Source organism: Psychrobacillus sp. FSL H8-0487, from assembly GCF_038008385.1.
In the GTDB taxonomy this organism is placed as follows: Bacteria; Bacillota; Bacilli; order Bacillales_A; family Planococcaceae; genus Psychrobacillus; species Psychrobacillus psychrotolerans.
The window spans coordinates 1,032,211-1,049,131 of sequence record NZ_JBBOZA010000001.1 but is presented as its reverse complement, the minus strand read 5'-3'; the positions used below and the strand labels follow the sequence as shown (position 1 = coordinate 1,049,131).

The window sequence follows — 16,921 nt, the reverse complement described above, 5'->3', positions numbered from 1 at the left end:
ATTTTATTCAAGGTCACAACTCCTTTTAGTATTTACTCGTCCTGGAAACACTACCGTCTTAACTTCCGGTACATTGTCGTTGCATGTCTCATTAGCGATATATATTGTTTTTCTATTGCAGCTGTGTCGTGCCTAGAGTCATATATTGGATAACCATAAATCATTTCATACTGTCTCACTTTTTCTGGACTGCCCTCGACTCTTGGGTGAAAATATAATTTGTTATCTGTTTGTTTAAAATTTACCGCATTTGAAATTTGAACTGCTGCGTAATTCATCAAGGCAAAGTATTGCTGCTCCAACATTTCATTCACTTCTTTTTTACTCATCACATTTACATTTAATTGAGGGTTTTTTTTTTCTAATGTTCGCGGTGGATTATCTAAGATATCTAGTTTGTCTTGCCCATCCGAGTTTCCACCAAATTGTTTTGAAAAATCTGTCTGTTCATTTAGCTCCGGCTTGGACGTGGTCACTAATTTATTTTCAATTGGGGGTGTCATTTTATTTTTCAAATCATTTTTCTTTGGTAATGTAATAGTAGATTGATCACTATTCATTGAGCTCCAAGCCGTTAGAAGTACATCTTTCCCCTTCACTTCCGACCTTTTTTCAGGAATATTTAGTTCTTCATTGGAATCAAAACTAACTTGTTCTTCTTCAATTTTATCTTTTATTTCATCTAGGTAAATCTCAAGTTGTTCTTCTGATTGAGGAGGAATAGCTTTATCTAATAATTTATCTTCAGCTATTAAGTCTGTTACTTCACTTTCGACTTCATCTATACTGGATACTTCCTCTTCTAACTCTAAAATAATAGCCTCGGCAATTGCTAAATCTCCACTGCTACCTTTTTGCTCCAATTCAGCTTTAGCAGAAGTGTAATTATCCTCTAACCCAGTTATTTTAATCTGGTCCACTAATTTATCAGTAATCCCAATCGTCACTGCCTCAACTTCTTGTTTACTAACTAAAGTACTAACTTTCTCTGTTAATTCACCAGGGGTTGTATTCTTCCTTACTTCCGGTTCGCGTAGAGGAGCTGTCACATTTGCAACAATCTTATTGGCCATTAGTTTAGTTCTGTCCTGTTCCACAGATAAATTCTCATTTCTAACCTCAATAGAACCTTTGCTAATACTAAATCTGTATAGTTTTTGGATAGCCAGTTGTTCCTTCTTATTGGAAAAATAGAGGTCACTTTCAGATATATTGCTAGAAATATCGGTAATATGTGAAATAGGAATAAAAAATAACTCTTTCCTATTTATTAGAATGATATGATCCTCGAAGATACTGCTTAATATTCCGTAAAGAGTAGGAATTCCGTATTTCTTTACCGTAACCCATTGGTACCTTAATGCAATTAACACATCTGTCATATCATTTCTAACTAGATATGGACTAAACTTCTTTGCTAAAGACAAATCGGTAGTATTCTTAGAAATTGCTTGTATTTGATGTATCGCTATATAGAAAGTATTTTCATTCACTTCCAAAACAATATGATTTTCTTGAATATCTAATAAGATACCTTCAACGAATTGATTATTAGCTAAATACAATCCTATACTCTTCTTTTCATTGGCATACAATACGTTTTCGAAGTTTCTTTTCTGCACTTGGAGGTCACCTCCCTTATAGAATATTCGTCGCTTTTAATTAAAAAAGCGACGAATGCATACTTATTTACTAGCTTTACTTTGCTTCTTCTTGATTCTTTGATTCATTTTTATTATCTTCTTTGTTATTTTTATTTTCCTCTTTACCACTTTTATCTTTGTCTTTTTTCGTTTTTTCAATCTTCACTCCATAACTAATATTACGAATATGGAATAAAGCAACTCGAATTATTTCTTCGTTCGCCACAATTATCGCATAATCATCTGTAACTGAATCTAAAACACCTTCTAGTGTTTCAGGCCCACCACGATTAATTTTTACCCACTGTAGTGTTAGACAATTCAAAATACCTTTGAAATCATCGGCTTGAATATACTCAAAATCTTTCGGTATTTCAAGATTAAATTCTGTCTGGTTTTTAGAATGATTCGTCAAACTTTTAATATGTTGTGTACTATAATATATAATTCCATCGTTTTCTGTTAATAAAGTAAAGTAATCGTCCTCAGCTGACAAGAGTAAACCTACTCTCGATTCTGGGCCTCCTCTATCTACTTTAATTACTTTGTCTACTAGAGAGAGTAACATTTTCTTATTCATCTTTCTAACCTCCTTTTAAGTTATCCTTGTATCTATATGTATCTTGGAGGACCTGAGTATTGGTTAAACGCCCATTTCACTTTAATTATACAAGCACCCCATCACCTTAACTCCCCGAACAATATGATGCATCTCTTCATATTCTGTAATAGTGTCATTAAAATCATAGAAAGTAGTGAGTATTTTGAAAGACCACAAAAAGAAAAAAATGCCTCATCATAAATCGGAAGATACATCAAATGATATTGCCGATAAAAATGTAAGCGAATCAGAAGATGAAACAATAGGAGCAAAGGAAGGATCAGTGAACAAAAAAGACAAGGATTCGAAAAAAGAAAAAGATAGTAAAGAAGATAAAGAGAAAAAGGAAAAAAAGAACTCAAAGGATTCAGAGAAAAAACAAGACACTAAAAAAGAACATAAAGAATCAAGTAATTTTGAAAATACAGATGAAGACAAAAAAGATAAAAAGAAAAAACACGAAAAAAAAGAATCAAATGAAAAAAGTGCTGACGATGAGAAACATTCAGAGGAAAAGAAAAAAGGACATAAAAAATAACCATAGTACTTAGTCAGACGGAGTAATAAATAAAGGTCCAGCTAATCCCATGATGGAATTAGCTGGACCTTTTATTTTCGTTGTTGTTAGTTCATAATTAAGATTCATCCTGAAAAAATCGCTTATCGTAGATAAGCGATTTTTCTAATACTATGAACTAAACATACGTATTAACACTGTTTCCTTTACCACTGATTTCAGCTATTAGTGGAGATAAGTTTACTGGATTTGGATGGATAAAGCCTTTAAATAATGGTTGGATTGATGGTCTTTCTTGTTCCATTAATTGCTCTGCTTCCTTTTCTAAAAATTGTTCCTGCTCTTCTAAGTGATCATCAAAACCAGATTTAAATTTTACAGGTTGAATATTATCAATATAAGCAAAATTATAATCATTCCCAATCATTCTATTAGCATAAACTTGTGATTGAATCGGTTGTATTGGAAGAATATATCCCATGTTCTCCACCCCCACATTATTTTTATTATATTACGCTTTACCCTATCCTATTATTCTTAAACCTATTTTTTTATAAAAAGTTTAATTAATTTACAAACTTATAATAGTTTTTGAATATCTGCTAAACTTAACGAACTACCACTCTGTAAAATAGAGCGTGTAAGTTCATCTTCTAATTCCTGAGAAACAGGTTTATTTGCTAACTTGCCAACTTTACGTACAATTTTACGAACTTGTTTCTCATCCGTAAAATCAGCATGTGAGATGGCATTGGCAAGCGTAAATAGGTCATCCATTGACACACCGGTTTTATTTTCTATAGATTTAAAAAATGAATTTTGCATAATTTTTCCCCCTCACATCTTATTGTTTTTTATTAATAAGGGAGAAAGCTTCTACCAACAATGATTAGTAATATAAACAATACAACGATTAGTACAAAGGTTGAACTTTTGTTGCCACCATATTCGTTGCCTCCAGCATACCCCGGGTATCCTTGGTATCCTTGGCATCCTCCACCACAGTAGTCATACATACTCTTTCCCTCCTCTCCTCTTCAACTTATTGTATGCGAGAGGAGAAAGGAAAAAAGGGCGAATCAACTAGTACGTTGTCTTCCGCTTTTGAAAAATGAACGCTCCAATGACACCAAACAATATTGCAGAGCTTATACCAGAGCTTGTTACTTCAAACATTCCAGTCAATACACCTATTAACCCATGCTTTTCTGCTTCTGCTAGTGCTCCGTGTGTCAAAGAATTTCCAAAGGAAGTTATAGGAACCGTCGCTCCTGCACCAGCAAAGTCAATCAATGGCTCATATAGACCAAACCCATCTAATATAGAACCTAATACCACTAAAGTACTTAATGTATGTGCAGGTGTTAGTTTAAATACATCCATGAAAATTTGACCAACAACACATATCAAACCACCAACGATAAAAGCAGTCACTAATGATGAAATCATGTTAACCCCTCTTTTCCATACGACATTCAATAGCATGAGCAATACAAGGGATTGTTTCCCCTTGTTGAAATGATAAAGGGGATAATAATGCCCCTGTAGCTACTAACAAAACACGTTTAAAAGATCCTTTTTTTAACTGATCGTATATTTGACCGAAGAAAACAACAGCAGAACAGCCTGCTCCACTACCACCTGCATTGAAAAACTTATCATTTCCATAGAACTGAGCACCCGCATCTTGCAAGATAACACCAGTATTTTCATCTTGAAACATTTCCTTTAATATAGAAATTCCTATATTGCCTAAATCCCCTGTCATAATTACATCGAAGTCAGCCATTTTACTATTCGTATTCGTTAAATGTCGCTCGATTGTATCTCTAGCAGCCGAGGCCATTGCTGCACCCATATGTAATGGGTTAGTTTGTTGACTATCCACCACTTTGCCAATAGTTGCATGGGTGACGACTGGAGTATTTTTCAAGTCTTTTTCTAACAGAGAAAAACCTGCTCCAGTTACAGTCCATTGAGATGTTTTGGGTTTTTGAGTTCCATACTCCAACGGGTACCTAAATTGACGCTCTACAGCTTGATGATGACTAGAAGCCCCCGCAAGTACAGTCCGCGCATTTCCTGACTCCAATAAAAGACAGCCAAGAATAACCGATTCCATCGAACTGGCACAAGCTGAAAAAACCCCCAAGTATGGGATAGCCAGGCTCCGCGCTGCAAAATTCGTTGGAGATAACTGATTGATAAGATCTCCTCCTATCAGAACATCTACTTTATCTACTTGAGTATGACCTTTTTTAGCAGCCCAATGACATGCACTTTCAATCATCCGAGCATGTGCCTGCTCATTTGTTTCATCTTTTTCTGTTTCTAATGAAAGAACCTCATCAAAGGAATCAGCAAAAGTACTATCCTTTTCTACTGGTCCCACCACTGTTCCCGTATTGGCTATACAAATTTTAGTTGTAAACTGAAGAGTTCCAAACGTATTTACCATGAGACAACACCTATATTCACTAATATTGTTTTAATAAGTGCAACGACAAATGCAGATAGTACACCAAATAAAATGACCGATCCTGCAAGTTTGAACATATTGCCTCCAACCCCTAATACATACCCTTCCGATTTATGCTCTATTGCAGCTGAAATTACTGCATTACCAAATCCTGTAACGGGTACCGCTGATCCAGCACCCCCGATTTGGGCAATTTTTTTGTATAAACCAGTTCCGGTAAGAATCATTGCGATAAATACTAAAGTAGCAACCGTTGGATTTCCAGCAGTCCCCTCTGTAAAAGGGAAAAAGCGCATATAGAAAAATGTAATAAGTTGTCCTATAGTACAGATGATTCCTCCAACAATGAATGCTTTGAATATGTTCATAAAAAATGGCACTTTGGGATTTTTTTCATCTACTATTTTTTGAAATTGTTGTTGGTCCATTAGGTCTCTTCCTTTGATAACAATTTTATTTTTTCAATCGACTTTTTTAGTTCCTTTTGTTTCAATTTCTTTTCGATGATGGTTTCTACTTCCCACATAAGTTTTTGATCCCCTGTAACAAGTACTTTCTTTTCCGGAAATTGTTTTTCAATTTGTTTAGTAATTTTTTTTTCGATTTTTGCTTTATTGAAACGATCGAAGCGATTTATATTGATTGCAACTAAAATATCTTCCTCATTTATCACACTTTTATAACCATAAATCGTATCTTGTTTTTGCATGATTGGTTTTAAAGAAGAGGAATTATCTGAGGGGAATATCACTTTTTCTTTCTCGCTTGAACAAGCGCCCAACAATAAAACCATTAGAAAAACAGTTAAGCTTTTTTTCATATGATTACTTGCTCCTTTTTTTGTGTTAGTATGCTCGCTGGTATTTGAAATATGCAAATTGCTTACGAGATATTTGCCCTTGTCAAGATGAACTTCCCACATACGTTAGTAAGAGATGAAGAGGAGGTGAATTTTAATGGGTTGTGGAAAATTAGGTGATGTTACCGATGTAACGCAGTCTGGAAATTGTGTTTGTGATGTTGTCCGTGCTATTAAGGACATTCAAGATCAAGCAACAGATGATTGCCCTCAATGTCCGACAAATTGTTTTCTAGAACCACTTGGAGGTCTTGTTAGCCCTGCTAGTAGACGTCAAGCAGACACACGAGTATTTATGTTATTAACTAAAGATGGAGATCCTTTTAAAGCGTTCTTCCGTGATAATGATAGATTTGATTGTGATTGTATTTCAGTTTACTTCCGTGTAGAAGATATCTTTGATGGTTGCTGTGCAACATTAAGAGTTTTAGAGCCACTTGACAGAGAACGTAACGAAGTTGATTTATTAAACGATTGTGGTACAAAAATCGACTTAAGAAAACTTTGTAAAGTTAGAAATTTCAGATCAACTGGCAGTTGTATTACTGTAGATTTGAATTGTTTCTGTGCAATTGAATGTATCGCCGATGTATTTTTAGATGTATGTGACTGATCGTTTCATCTGTAGTGTCTATTCCGTTCGGGGGAACCCGAGCGGTTTTTTAGTGGTTTTTTTTGAAACACCTGTCAATGATTTCTTTAAACACAAAAAAGCTATCCTACAATAGGATAGCCTAAGTTCACTTCAATATACTTCCACGCCACATAATCTTTTCGATCTCTTCTAATGGAACCGTCATCAATTCTTCTTTTCCAACTAGTAAAGTAACTTGACTTTCTTCAACCCGCTCTACTTCACCTGGCACAGTTACTCCACCTTTTAGATGAAATATTAACGGTTGATATACTTTACGTTGAAATGGTTTTGCTAAAAATTTTAATTTATCTATAATTGCTAGTGTCTTCGTCGAATAACTTTTCTGTATTTCATAAATCGATGTACTTTCATCAAGTAATTCGTATGGAATTACAGCTCGTTCATTTGGTGGCAGATGAAAAACTGGTGGGCCTTTTATAAAGAGCAAAGGATCATTAAATGAGTTCATTAGCACATCCTTTTTCCTTTACTTTATGCAATTTTAAAAAATATGATACAAACTACAATGATGAAATAAATAAAGTGGCCAATCCAAGGTAAATTAAAATACTCACGACATCATTTACTGTTGTGATAAATGGTCCCGATGCGACTGCGGGATCTATTTTCATTCGATGCATCAATAAAGGAATAAAAGAACCTCCCAAAGTAGCAACAAAAATCGAACCAAAAATCGATGAACCAACCAAAATACCAATTAGCAAATCATGTTTCCAAAAAAATACTACTCCGACCACAAGCAAACCACAAATGAGACCAGTAATCAGTCCTGTGCCAGCTTCCCTAAAAAGTAATTTCGTCTTACTTTCTTCTTCTATATCTCCTGTTGCAATACCACGAACTGCAACGGCTAGAGCTTGTGTCCCACTATTACCAGCCATACCAGCGATTAGGGGAATGAATACAGCAAGAAGTGCAACTTTATCTAGTGTTTGTTCAAAAATACTCATTAGATTAGCAGTGAGCATTCCTAGGAATAACAAAATAATAAGCCAAGGCAGTCTTTTTCTAGCAGCTTGTAATGGTCCTTTATCAAAGGTGTCCATATTGGATACACCAGCAAGTTTCGAGTAATCATCTGATGCTTCTTCGTCTAATACATCTAAAATATCATCGACCGTTACAATTCCCAGTAAATGATTTTTAAAATCTACTACTGGAACAGCTAGGAAATCATAGTCTTTAATCATTCTTGCTACTTCTTCTTGATCAACACTTACTAAAACACTTACTACGCGGTCATTCATAATATCCTTTATCAATGTATCTTCATCTGCAATGATTAAATCACGTAGTGAAATAACACCGGATAGTTTATGATCATCATCCACCACAAATAAATAATAAATGGTTTCTGCTTCAGGTGCAGCGCTACGCAAAATAGTCATTGCTGAGCGACATGTTGAATTTTCTGGAATGACTACATATTCTGTTGTCATGATGGACCCAGCTGTATATTCCTCATAATGCAAGAGGTCCTTAATTTCTTTTGCAGATTCCTTATCCATAATGTTTAAATAACTAGCAACCTTATCTTTACCTAACTCATTTAGAACATCTACTGCATTATCTGTAAACATAAAGGAAAGCATATCTGCAGCATATGTAATATCCATTTCCTGCATAAACAAATCATATTGCTCGCCATCAAATTTTGTTGCTTCAAATAGTTCAGCTATTTCTTTAGGAGAAAGGTAATGATAAATTTTCATACGTACATCTGGCTCCACCTTTTCAAAAAATATGGACTGATCATACGGATGTAGTTGCATAAATTCTTCTCTAAACTCTTCCATTGATTCATTCAATAGAAATTCAATTAAGATAGATTCCTCTAAGGGCTCTTGGGTGATTTCATCTTTCACACTTTCTCCTCCTCTCTGCATTTTGCTTATTTATTGTATGAAGTAAGCACTAAATAAGCAATGTTAATATTCCCTAGGAAATAATTTAATATAAAATTTAGGTAATCTTTTAACTAAATCAACAATATGAAACACACAAAACAACTTAAATTATAACCTATAATTCGTATTTGTTTAATGACCTTCGCTGATTGGAGCGTAAAGCTGCGATTCCCATGTTAAAACCGCCCTGTGGACGAAGTGACAGGGAATGACGTGTCCGTCTGGATTAGAAACCGATGAGGTTGGTTTGGCTACCACTAACTTTTTATAAATACGAACTCAGTTACTAAAAATATGAAATCCCACCATTCTTCCTGTCACTTAGGAATAATTAGTGGGAATCAGCGCTTTCATATCTTCTGGAAATGGAGCAACTAAGTGCATACGCTCTTTTGTAAATGGGTGTATCAATTTTAGTTCTTTCGCATGAAGTGCTTGCCTACTTATGATTTGGAGTTCACCACCATATAGATCGTCTCCGATTAATGGATGACCAATAGACATCATATGTACTCGAATCTGATGTGTACGACCAGTATGTAAATATAATCGTACATGCGTAAGTTTTTTTCCGTCGATTTCAAAACGAGATAATACGTGAACAGTGGTTTTAGCCTGTTTACCATTGTCATCGATAATACGTTCAATAATACTACCATTTTTTCTACCAATAGGAGCATCAATAACTAATTCATCTTGTTCAATATGACCGTGAACGAAAGCCTCATAAGCACGTGAAATTTGGCCTAATTTTTGCATTTCACTTAATAAATGATGTGCGTGACGATGCTTAGCCACACAAATGATACCAGAAGTGTCCTTATCAAGCCTAGTTACAATATGTACTGTAGAAGACAGTCCACTTTTCTCCAAATATCCAGCTATATAATTGGCCATTGTTCCGGTGGGATGTTCGCGAGATGGAATTGTGCTTATGCCGGCAACTTTTGTAAGAATGAGAAGATGGTCATCCTCCATCAAAATTGGAAAGTCGACTTGCTGAGGTATTAATCCCAAACTCTTTTTCTCAGGTGGAAATGTAATTTTGACCGAATCCCCTATATCTAACTTATGGCGTACGGTCTTCTCCACTCCATTAACCGTAATTTGCCCACCTTCGTATTTAATACTAGTCAATGCTTTTTTCGAAATACCGTATTGCCGAATTGCATCCCGAAGTAATTGTTGCGACTCATTTACTCGAAATTCTAAATGGATTAAATCTTCTTTCATATTTCTAAATCACTATCGATAAAGGAAGAATGTACTCTATGCCAAAAAGGAAATGATCTAAACCGAGCAAAACGAACTTTTTCATCTGCTACTCGATACTTAATAGATTGAACATCTTTGTGTAATAACTGAAGATGGTCTACAGTAACCATGAAATCCGGTCCTTTCACAGGCTTTAGTAAACAAGAGTGATGTTTCGGTAAGACCAGTGATGAACCAACTGTTCGGAAGACCCTGTTATTAATAGATGCAATTTCCGCAAGTTGAATAGCTTCTAACGAAGGATGCACAATGGCCCCTCCAAGTGCTTTGTTATATGCCGTACTCCCGGAAGGAGTAGACATACATAAACCATCTCCTCTGAATCGCTCAAAATGATCTCCGTTCAGTTCCACATCCATTACTAATGTAACATCAGGTGATTTTACAGTAGACTCATTTAATGCTAAATAGACCGAACTGTCTTCCCCATGTTTATAATTGATCGTTACTTCAAGTAAAGGATATTCTATTACTTCAAATTCTTTTTTCGCAATGCTAATAACAAGTTTTTCAATCTCTTCTGGTTTCCAGTCCGCATAAAATCCTAGATGCCCTGTATGAAGTCCGACAAAAGCAACAGAAGGGGTTAAATGTTTATATTTATGAAATGCATGTAATAATGTGCCGTCCCCACCAATGGATAAGACGATATCCGGATTTTCTTCATCAATAACGAGTCCAAAATCTACTAGATACGTTTTGGCACTTTCCATTAATTCATTCGATAAATCATCATTTCGGGACAATATAAAAAATTTCATAATTCATGTTCCCTCTCTTTCGTTTTTGGATTCCAGGAGATTTGGATGAGAAAGTTCCTTATTTTCACTAAAGTATTTTTGTGCTTCTTGAATTTCTCCACGGATTAAAGACATTTCTTCATCTAACCGAAATGCTGCTTCTGCCGCATATTGAAGTCTTTTTTTAATTTCTTCTGGAAAGATTCCTTTATATTTGTAATTCAATGAATGCTCGATAGATGCCCAAAAATTCATCGCTAATGTACGTATTTGAATTTCAGCGAGAATATTTATCTCCCCGTGAATTGTTTGAACTGGATATTCAATAATCATATGATAGGATCTATACCCACTTTGTTTCTTGTGGGAAATATAATCGCGCTCTTCTACTATTCTTATGTCATTTCTAGCGCGCAACAGAACTACGACAGTTTCTATATCATCTACAAATTGACACATCATCCGTAAACCAGCAATATCTGGTATTTCTTGCGCTAACGTATCAGAAGGCTCAAATAAGATTCCTTTTTCAAGTGATTTATCATATATACTTGCCAACGGTTTGACACGACCAGTTACAAATTCGATAGGTGAATTTGTATTATCTCTTTCAAACTGCGCGCGCATTCCTTTTAGTTTTACTTTTAACTCTGACACAGCTTGCTTGTACGGCTCTAAAAAGCGATCCCATTGCCCCATAAGCTTGTCCTCCACTTCCAATGACCTTAGTTCTATGGTTGTAAAATTTCACTAAATGCTTCTTCCACTGCTCTGGAGAAATCTGCACCGTAATTGTCATTACCTTCTATATTGAAAATTAGCATGTTCAGTTCCTCTTTAAAGCCCTGTAAGATCAATTCTTTGTCACCGATTTGCAACGATGGATCTTTTTCAGCTTTTAAGGTGTTTACAAGTAATGGCCAAACTTCTTGACCAAACTTTAAGTAATGATATCCTATTTCATCTTCTAAGAGATAAATAAAAGCCATAAAGTCTGAATCAGTAATCATTTGACCCGCTGCTTTTAGTTGAGGATTATTAGGTAATACTTCTAGCGTAAAGCGTATATCATTTTCTAATTGGACACCACTAAGCACATTATAAGTAATAGGCAAAATAAATCGTTCCTTTCTGTCTATGCTTCCACTATTTTAACATATTGAATCTCTTTGAAAAGCGCATATAATAGAAATAATAGGAAAGGTCGTGTAATATGCAATCCGAAAAAGAAATAGAGTTTAAAAACTTACTAACAAAACAAGAATTTGAATGCTTTGTATCCTTTTTTCAAATAGATCAAAAGGACTTTCACACCCAAACAAATTATTACTTTGATACACAAAATAACTTTTTCAAGGACAATCGGATGGGCTTTCGCTTGCGCGTATTAACAAATAAAAATGAACTTACTCTTAAACGACCGATAGAAGAACATGTGATGGAAGAAAATACAGTAGAAGTGTCTGATTTTGAAAGGGATGCTATTATCAATCAATCCACTTTCCCTTCTATTCCCTTTCTACAGCAATTTAATCTTGCCACTCCTTTACTCTGTATCGGAAGCTTACAAACAAATCGTGTCGAAATGTCCTATAAAAACGGGACTCTTTTTTTAGATCACTCCATTTATAGTCAAACAGAGGATTATGAGGTAGAATATGAGAGTAGTGATGTAAATTATGGAAAAAAAGTGTTTCTTGAATTGTTGGAAGCACATAATATTCCAATTCGACACACTGATAAGAAAATTGCTCGCCTAGTGAAATATAACAATATGTTGAAAGGTTGATCCCTTTGGATATTCAATCCTTAAAAGTTTTAATGGAAATAAATGCAATGCAAACTTTAGGTAGTGTGCAAAGCTCTCAAAATGACTCTTCCAATCCTTCCTTATTTTCTGATATGTTAGGACAAGTTTTACAAGCTAGTACAGGGAGTCAGACAAATGAAGATATTTCTTCATTATTATATAGTGGAAAATCCCCTGTATTTGTTCCATCTAGTGTAAACTCTGCACAGAGTAATTTAGCGGATTTAATCTCTTCTTATTCAACCCCTACTACAAATGGGACAGACTATGATGAAATTATTAAACGAGCTGCAGAAAAGTACAATGTTCCAGAAAAACTGATTTCTTCAATTATTAAACAAGAGTCTAACTTTAACCCCTCTGCTACTAGTTCTGCTGGTGCTTCCGGATTGATGCAATTAATGCCAGGTACGGCTAAGTATTTAGGCGTTACTAATTCATTAGATCCTGAACAAAATATAATGGGTGGGGCAAAATATATAAGTCAAATGCTTACTAAATTTGATGGCAATATTGAAACAGCGCTTGCTGCATACAATGCAGGACCAGGAGCAGTAAAAAAATACGATGGTATTCCACCATATAAAGAAACACAAAATTACGTACAAAAAGTGATGAATAACTTCCATGCATAACCGAAACATTAACAACCTATTAATATTAGTAGGTTGTTTTTTTATGCCATTCCCTTTGGTGAGGGAATAAGATAAAATAATGTATTTGTCCTATCAAAAGGGATTAAAAGGCTTATTTTCATTAGATTTTTCGTTAGTTATCTACACTAAAATTCGACTACCGTTTACTATGAGATAATCTAATTGTTTGAGATATTTAGGTTTCGTTGATAGAATGAATATAGTGCTAGAGCAAAGGGGTAAAGAAAATGACACAACAGCCTATACTTCCTTACGATGAAATCGGAGCAGAAAAATTACATCTGCTCGTTGATACGTTTTACGGCAATGTAGCAAAGCATCCACTGCTTATACCGATTTTCCCTAATGATTTATCGGAAACAGCAAGAAAACAAAAACAATTTTTAACTCAATATTTAGGTGGACCTAATTTATATACAGAAGAACACGGACATCCGATGATGAAAATGCGACATAATCCATTCCCTATCACTCCTGAAAGAGCACAAGCATGGCTTTCCTGTATGAGAGATGCGATGGATACAGTGGGTTTAGAAGGGAAGTCTCGGGATACATTTTATCGCCGTTTAGAACTTACAGCCAACCACATGGTCAATCAAACGAGTCATGAGGAGGAGAAAACGTGACAAGAATACAAATTCCGTCTGATACGTGCACATCCCCAGTAGTAAACAAGCCGCTTGAAATGTATGTTTTTTTGGACCCACTTTGTCCAACTTGTTGGGATATGCAACCTACCCTACGGAAATTGCAAGTAGAGTATGGCCAGTACTTTACTGTACGCACTGTATTAAGTACTAAACTGAATAAGTTAAATACAGTTTGTAACTTTCCCAATGCCGATTTGAGTAATGATCCATTCAGTATTTCTAAAATAGAACATTCAGTTTTCCCTTCAATTGCTGTAAAAGCTGCTGAATTCCAAGGGAAAAAAGCTGCTTTACGGTTTTTCATAAAAATACAAGAATATTTGTTTTTGAAGACTAAAAATGTTACATCCTTTTCTGTTTTACAGGAAATAGCAGAAGAAGTTAAACTCGATGTTGATGAATTTACACGGGATTTTATTTCCAATGAATGTGCTAGGTCCTTCCAAAGCGACTTATCCATTACTTGTGAAATGGAAGTCGACTCTTTTCCAAGTATTGTATTCTTTAATGAAAATATCGAAGATGAAGGCTTAAAAGTTTCTGGAAATTATCCTTACGAGATATATGTACAAATTCTACAAGAAATGTTAAATAAAGAGCCTGAAATACAAGACCCTCCGTTGCTTGAAAAACTTTTTGATCGATTCCATTCTTTAACTACAAGTGAGATTGCAAGCTATTATAATATTTCTAATCAATTAGCAGAACGTGAGCTTAAAAAACTTCTATTATTGCAAAAGGTTGAAAGACTACTCTTACCAAATACCGTATTATGGCGGTTAAAATAAATAAACAACGTCCTATCTTTTATAAGATAGGCCGTTGTTTATTGTCATAAATACAGAAAACACCCTTTCCTCCTACCGAGGAAAGGGTGTTTTCATTTACAAAGGGGATGGGAGAAATGTTCACGTTCAAACAAAGGGGTGTATGTTATCTTGTGATTTATTTCACACTCTTACTTTACCACGCCATATTATATAATACAATATATTAGCTTATCTTTTCACAAATTCGTCATACATCATAGGACGTCTTACCTCTATCCCTAACATATTATCAGCGCACTACTGAGAACGATAAAGCTGACACTATATTAAAACCTATTTTCCGTTGGTGAATTACACTGGACGGCTCATCCGTATGATCGCCGAATTTCTTTTTAGATGTTTCATCGCATTTTCACTACGACCAGCATCTCTTTTTCAGGTATTTTGGTGCTTACGGTATATTTCCATAAAAAAAACTTGGCATTAAGCCAAGCCTTTTTGTTATTCTCCTAAAAGTAGTTGTTCTAATTCATTTAATTTTTCTTCAAATACGCGACACGCTTCTTCAATAGGAGCAGCAGTGTTCATGTCTACGCCAGCTTTTTTCAATACTTCGATTGGATAATCCGAACATCCTGCTTTTAGGAACTCGTTAATATAACGGTCTACAGCCGGCTTACCTTCCGTCAAAATTTGGTTACTTAAAGCAGTTGCAGCGCTTAAACCAGTCGCATATTGGTATACATAGTAGTTGTAATAGAAATGAGGAATTCTAGCCCATTCCAATCCTATTTGTTCGTCAATTACAATATCATCCCCAAAGTACTTTTGATTTAACTTATAATATTCTTCTGTCAGTTTATCTGCTGTTAAAGCTTCACCATCTTGATCCAATTGGTGAATAATATGTTCAAACTCCGCAAACATAGTTTGACGGAAAACAGTTCCACGGAACCCTTCTAACCAGTGATTTAATAAGTAAATACGTTTCTTTGGATCATCAATCGTTTTTAGTAGATAATCATTCAATAATGCTTCGTTACATGTAGAAGCTACCTCTGCCACGAATATAGAATAATCTCCGTAAACATAAGGCTGATTAGCTCTAGTATAATAACTATGAATACTATGGCCAAATTCATGTGCAAGCGTAAAAAGGTTGTTAACGTTGTTTTGCCAGTTCATAAGTATATATGGGTTTGTACCATATGTTCCTGAAGAATAAGCGCCAGAACGTTTACCTTTCGTTTCTACTACATCAACCCAACGATTTTCAAGTCCTTGCTTGACAATAGACACGTATTCATCACCTAGAGGTTCAAAGCTTTTAAGCATCGCATCACTTGCCTCTTCGTATGTGTACTCCATATCCAATTCTTTCACTAATGGGGTGTATAAATCCCACATATGCACTTCCTCTAAGCCTAATACTTTTTTTCTTAGAGCTACATATCGATGAAGTAAATGAACATTTTTATTGACTGTATTTACTAAGTTGTCATATACACTCTCAGGAATATGATTGTTAGACATAGCAGCTTCACGTGCCGATTTATAGTTACGAATTTTAGCGTTAACATTGTCTCCTTTAATATTCCCTGTAAGCGTTGAAGCAAATGTGTTTCGGAATTTTCCATACGTATCATACATCGCCTTAAAAGCATCTTCACGTACACGCGGATCTTCACTTTCTAAGAAACGTGAGTATCTGCCATGAGTTAGTTGGACATCATTGCCATCTTCATCTTTGATAAATGGAAATTCTAAATCTGCATTATTTAGTTTACCAAAGGTATCAGCTGATGCACCTGCAACTTCCGAAAACTGTGCCAATAATGCTTCCTGTTCTTTTGGAAGTACATGAGGACGCTCTTTATTAATCTCTTCAAGTAATTGTTTATAAACTTGTAAATCCTTGTTTTTAGCTAAATAACTAGCAATTACAGTCTCATCGACGGAAAGAATTTCTGGCACTAAAAACGATAGCACAGTAGACACTTTCACATACAATGATTTTATACGGCTATCCATCGCCTGATATGTGCTATTTGCAGTATCTTGGTCCGTTCTCATATGTGCAAATGTATATAGTTTACGCAATCTTGAAGTAATTTCATCACGGTAAGCCAACACTTCTAACAGAGCTTCAGCACCATTACTGATTGTTCCCTGATAAGAAGATGCCTTCTCTGACAATTTCGCTACCTCTAGATATTCTTTTTCCCATTCATCATTTGAAGCAAAAATATCTTCTAATTTCCAAGTTAAATTTTCTGCTACTTCGTCACGAGTCAATATTTTATTTTTTGTATCTGTAGTCAAACTAAACTCCCCCTCTTACTGTTTCGAATTTCGA

Annotated in this window: 22 protein-coding genes; 6 read left to right on the top strand and 16 right to left on the bottom strand. The window is 35.1% G+C overall.

Annotated elements, in window-relative coordinates; all coding sequences use genetic code 11:
* Positions 1–50 precede the first annotated feature (50 nt).
* On the bottom strand, positions 51–1,622 hold the full coding sequence (locus MHI47_RS04960) for a DUF2642 domain-containing protein (protein WP_340829886.1): 1,572 nt from the start codon (positions 1,620–1,622) through the stop codon (positions 51–53).
* Positions 1,623–1,698: 76 nt separating this feature from the next.
* The gene (locus MHI47_RS04955) at positions 1,699–2,223 is read right to left on the bottom strand and encodes a hypothetical protein (RefSeq protein WP_340761793.1); all 525 of its coding nucleotides are present in this window, start codon (positions 2,221–2,223) and stop codon (positions 1,699–1,701) included.
* Between the two features lie 184 nt (positions 2,224–2,407).
* Between MHI47_RS04955 and MHI47_RS04950 the strand changes: the two genes are divergently transcribed.
* The gene (locus tag MHI47_RS04950; RefSeq protein WP_340829885.1) at positions 2,408–2,782 is read left to right on the top strand and encodes a hypothetical protein; all 375 of its coding nucleotides are present in this window, start codon (positions 2,408–2,410) and stop codon (positions 2,780–2,782) included.
* A gap of 157 nt (positions 2,783–2,939) precedes the next feature.
* Here MHI47_RS04950 and MHI47_RS04945 read toward each other — a convergent pair whose 3' ends face one another.
* The 7 genes from MHI47_RS04945 to MHI47_RS04915 form a co-directional block, all read right to left on the bottom strand.
* Complete coding sequence (locus MHI47_RS04945; protein ID WP_340829884.1) at positions 2,940–3,242, bottom strand: hypothetical protein; 303 nt, start codon at positions 3,240–3,242, stop codon at positions 2,940–2,942.
* Positions 3,243–3,340: 98 nt separating this feature from the next.
* Positions 3,341–3,586: a stage VI sporulation protein F gene (locus MHI47_RS04940; RefSeq protein WP_340761790.1), complete on the bottom strand. Its 246-nt coding sequence runs from the start codon at positions 3,584–3,586 to the stop codon at positions 3,341–3,343.
* Positions 3,587–3,618: 32 nt separating this feature from the next.
* Positions 3,619–3,777, bottom strand: a complete 159-nt coding sequence (locus tag MHI47_RS04935) for a YjcZ family sporulation protein (RefSeq protein ID WP_093535558.1) — start codon at positions 3,775–3,777, stop codon at positions 3,619–3,621.
* 67 nt (positions 3,778–3,844) lie between these two features.
* Entirely contained in the window at positions 3,845–4,210 is a 366-nt protein-coding gene (spoVAE, locus tag MHI47_RS04930; protein WP_093535560.1) for a stage V sporulation protein AE, read from the bottom strand.
* A gap of 1 nt (position 4,211) precedes the next feature.
* The gene (locus MHI47_RS04925; RefSeq protein ID WP_340829883.1) at positions 4,212–5,219 is read right to left on the bottom strand and encodes a stage V sporulation protein AD; all 1,008 of its coding nucleotides are present in this window, start codon (positions 5,217–5,219) and stop codon (positions 4,212–4,214) included.
* A complete protein-coding gene (spoVAC, locus tag MHI47_RS04920) occupies positions 5,213–5,668 on the bottom strand; it encodes a stage V sporulation protein AC (protein ID WP_340829882.1) in 456 nt (151 codons plus the stop codon). Before spoVAC ends, MHI47_RS04925 begins: the two co-directional genes overlap by 7 nt.
* Positions 5,668–6,060: a hypothetical protein gene (locus MHI47_RS04915; protein ID WP_340829881.1), complete on the bottom strand. Its 393-nt coding sequence runs from the start codon at positions 6,058–6,060 to the stop codon at positions 5,668–5,670. Before MHI47_RS04915 ends, spoVAC begins: the two co-directional genes overlap by 1 nt.
* 136 nt (positions 6,061–6,196) lie before the next feature.
* Here MHI47_RS04915 and MHI47_RS04910 point away from each other — a divergent pair, with 136 nt between their 5' ends.
* Entirely contained in the window at positions 6,197–6,712 is a 516-nt protein-coding gene (locus MHI47_RS04910; RefSeq protein ID WP_340761785.1) for a CotY/CotZ family spore coat protein, read from the top strand.
* Between the two features lie 127 nt (positions 6,713–6,839).
* Here MHI47_RS04910 and MHI47_RS04905 read toward each other — a convergent pair whose 3' ends face one another.
* The 6 genes from MHI47_RS04905 to MHI47_RS04880 form a co-directional block, all read right to left on the bottom strand.
* Positions 6,840–7,205 (bottom strand): hypothetical protein, encoded by a 366-nt coding sequence (locus MHI47_RS04905; protein WP_340761784.1) that lies wholly within the window; start codon positions 7,203–7,205, stop codon positions 6,840–6,842.
* Positions 7,206–7,257: 52 nt separating this feature from the next.
* Positions 7,258–8,643, bottom strand: coding sequence for a magnesium transporter (gene mgtE / locus MHI47_RS04900; protein WP_093535572.1), 1,386 nt, complete (start codon positions 8,641–8,643; stop codon positions 7,258–7,260).
* Between the two features lie 342 nt (positions 8,644–8,985).
* Positions 8,986–9,897 carry an RluA family pseudouridine synthase gene (locus tag MHI47_RS04895; RefSeq protein ID WP_340829879.1) on the bottom strand — a complete coding sequence of 304 codons (912 nt, stop codon included), beginning with the start codon at positions 9,895–9,897 and terminating at the stop codon, positions 8,986–8,988.
* Positions 9,894–10,700 carry an NAD kinase gene (locus MHI47_RS04890; protein ID WP_340761781.1) on the bottom strand — a complete coding sequence of 269 codons (807 nt, stop codon included), beginning with the start codon at positions 10,698–10,700 and terminating at the stop codon, positions 9,894–9,896. The genes MHI47_RS04895 and MHI47_RS04890 overlap by 4 nt, the downstream gene beginning before the upstream one ends.
* Positions 10,701–10,703: 3 nt before the next feature.
* Positions 10,704–11,378, bottom strand: a complete 675-nt coding sequence (locus MHI47_RS04885) for a GTP pyrophosphokinase (protein WP_093535578.1) — start codon at positions 11,376–11,378, stop codon at positions 10,704–10,706.
* A gap of 32 nt (positions 11,379–11,410) precedes the next feature.
* Positions 11,411–11,794: a UPF0738 family protein gene (locus tag MHI47_RS04880; RefSeq protein ID WP_340829878.1), complete on the bottom strand. Its 384-nt coding sequence runs from the start codon at positions 11,792–11,794 to the stop codon at positions 11,411–11,413.
* A gap of 98 nt (positions 11,795–11,892) precedes the next feature.
* Between MHI47_RS04880 and MHI47_RS04875 the strand changes: the two genes are divergently transcribed.
* The 4 genes from MHI47_RS04875 to MHI47_RS04860 all read left to right on the top strand — a co-directional run bounded on the left by MHI47_RS04875 (position 11,893) and on the right by MHI47_RS04860 (position 14,583).
* Positions 11,893–12,468, top strand: a complete 576-nt coding sequence (locus tag MHI47_RS04875; protein ID WP_340829876.1) for a CYTH domain-containing protein — start codon at positions 11,893–11,895, stop codon at positions 12,466–12,468.
* 5 nt (positions 12,469–12,473) lie between these two features.
* Entirely contained in the window at positions 12,474–13,124 is a 651-nt protein-coding gene (locus MHI47_RS04870) for a lytic transglycosylase domain-containing protein (protein WP_245762630.1), read from the top strand.
* Between the two features lie 248 nt (positions 13,125–13,372).
* Positions 13,373–13,771, top strand: coding sequence for a globin domain-containing protein (locus tag MHI47_RS04865; RefSeq protein ID WP_093535583.1), 399 nt, complete (start codon positions 13,373–13,375; stop codon positions 13,769–13,771).
* Positions 13,768–14,583, top strand: coding sequence for a ClpXP adapter SpxH family protein (locus MHI47_RS04860; protein WP_245762631.1), 816 nt, complete (start codon positions 13,768–13,770; stop codon positions 14,581–14,583). The genes MHI47_RS04865 and MHI47_RS04860 overlap by 4 nt, the downstream gene beginning before the upstream one ends.
* 483 nt (positions 14,584–15,066) lie before the next feature.
* Here the strand turns inward: MHI47_RS04860 and pepF are convergent, their stop codons facing one another.
* Positions 15,067–16,887, bottom strand: coding sequence for an oligoendopeptidase F (gene pepF / locus MHI47_RS04855; protein ID WP_340829874.1), 1,821 nt, complete (start codon positions 16,885–16,887; stop codon positions 15,067–15,069).
* Between the last annotated feature and the right edge of the window lie 34 nt (positions 16,888–16,921).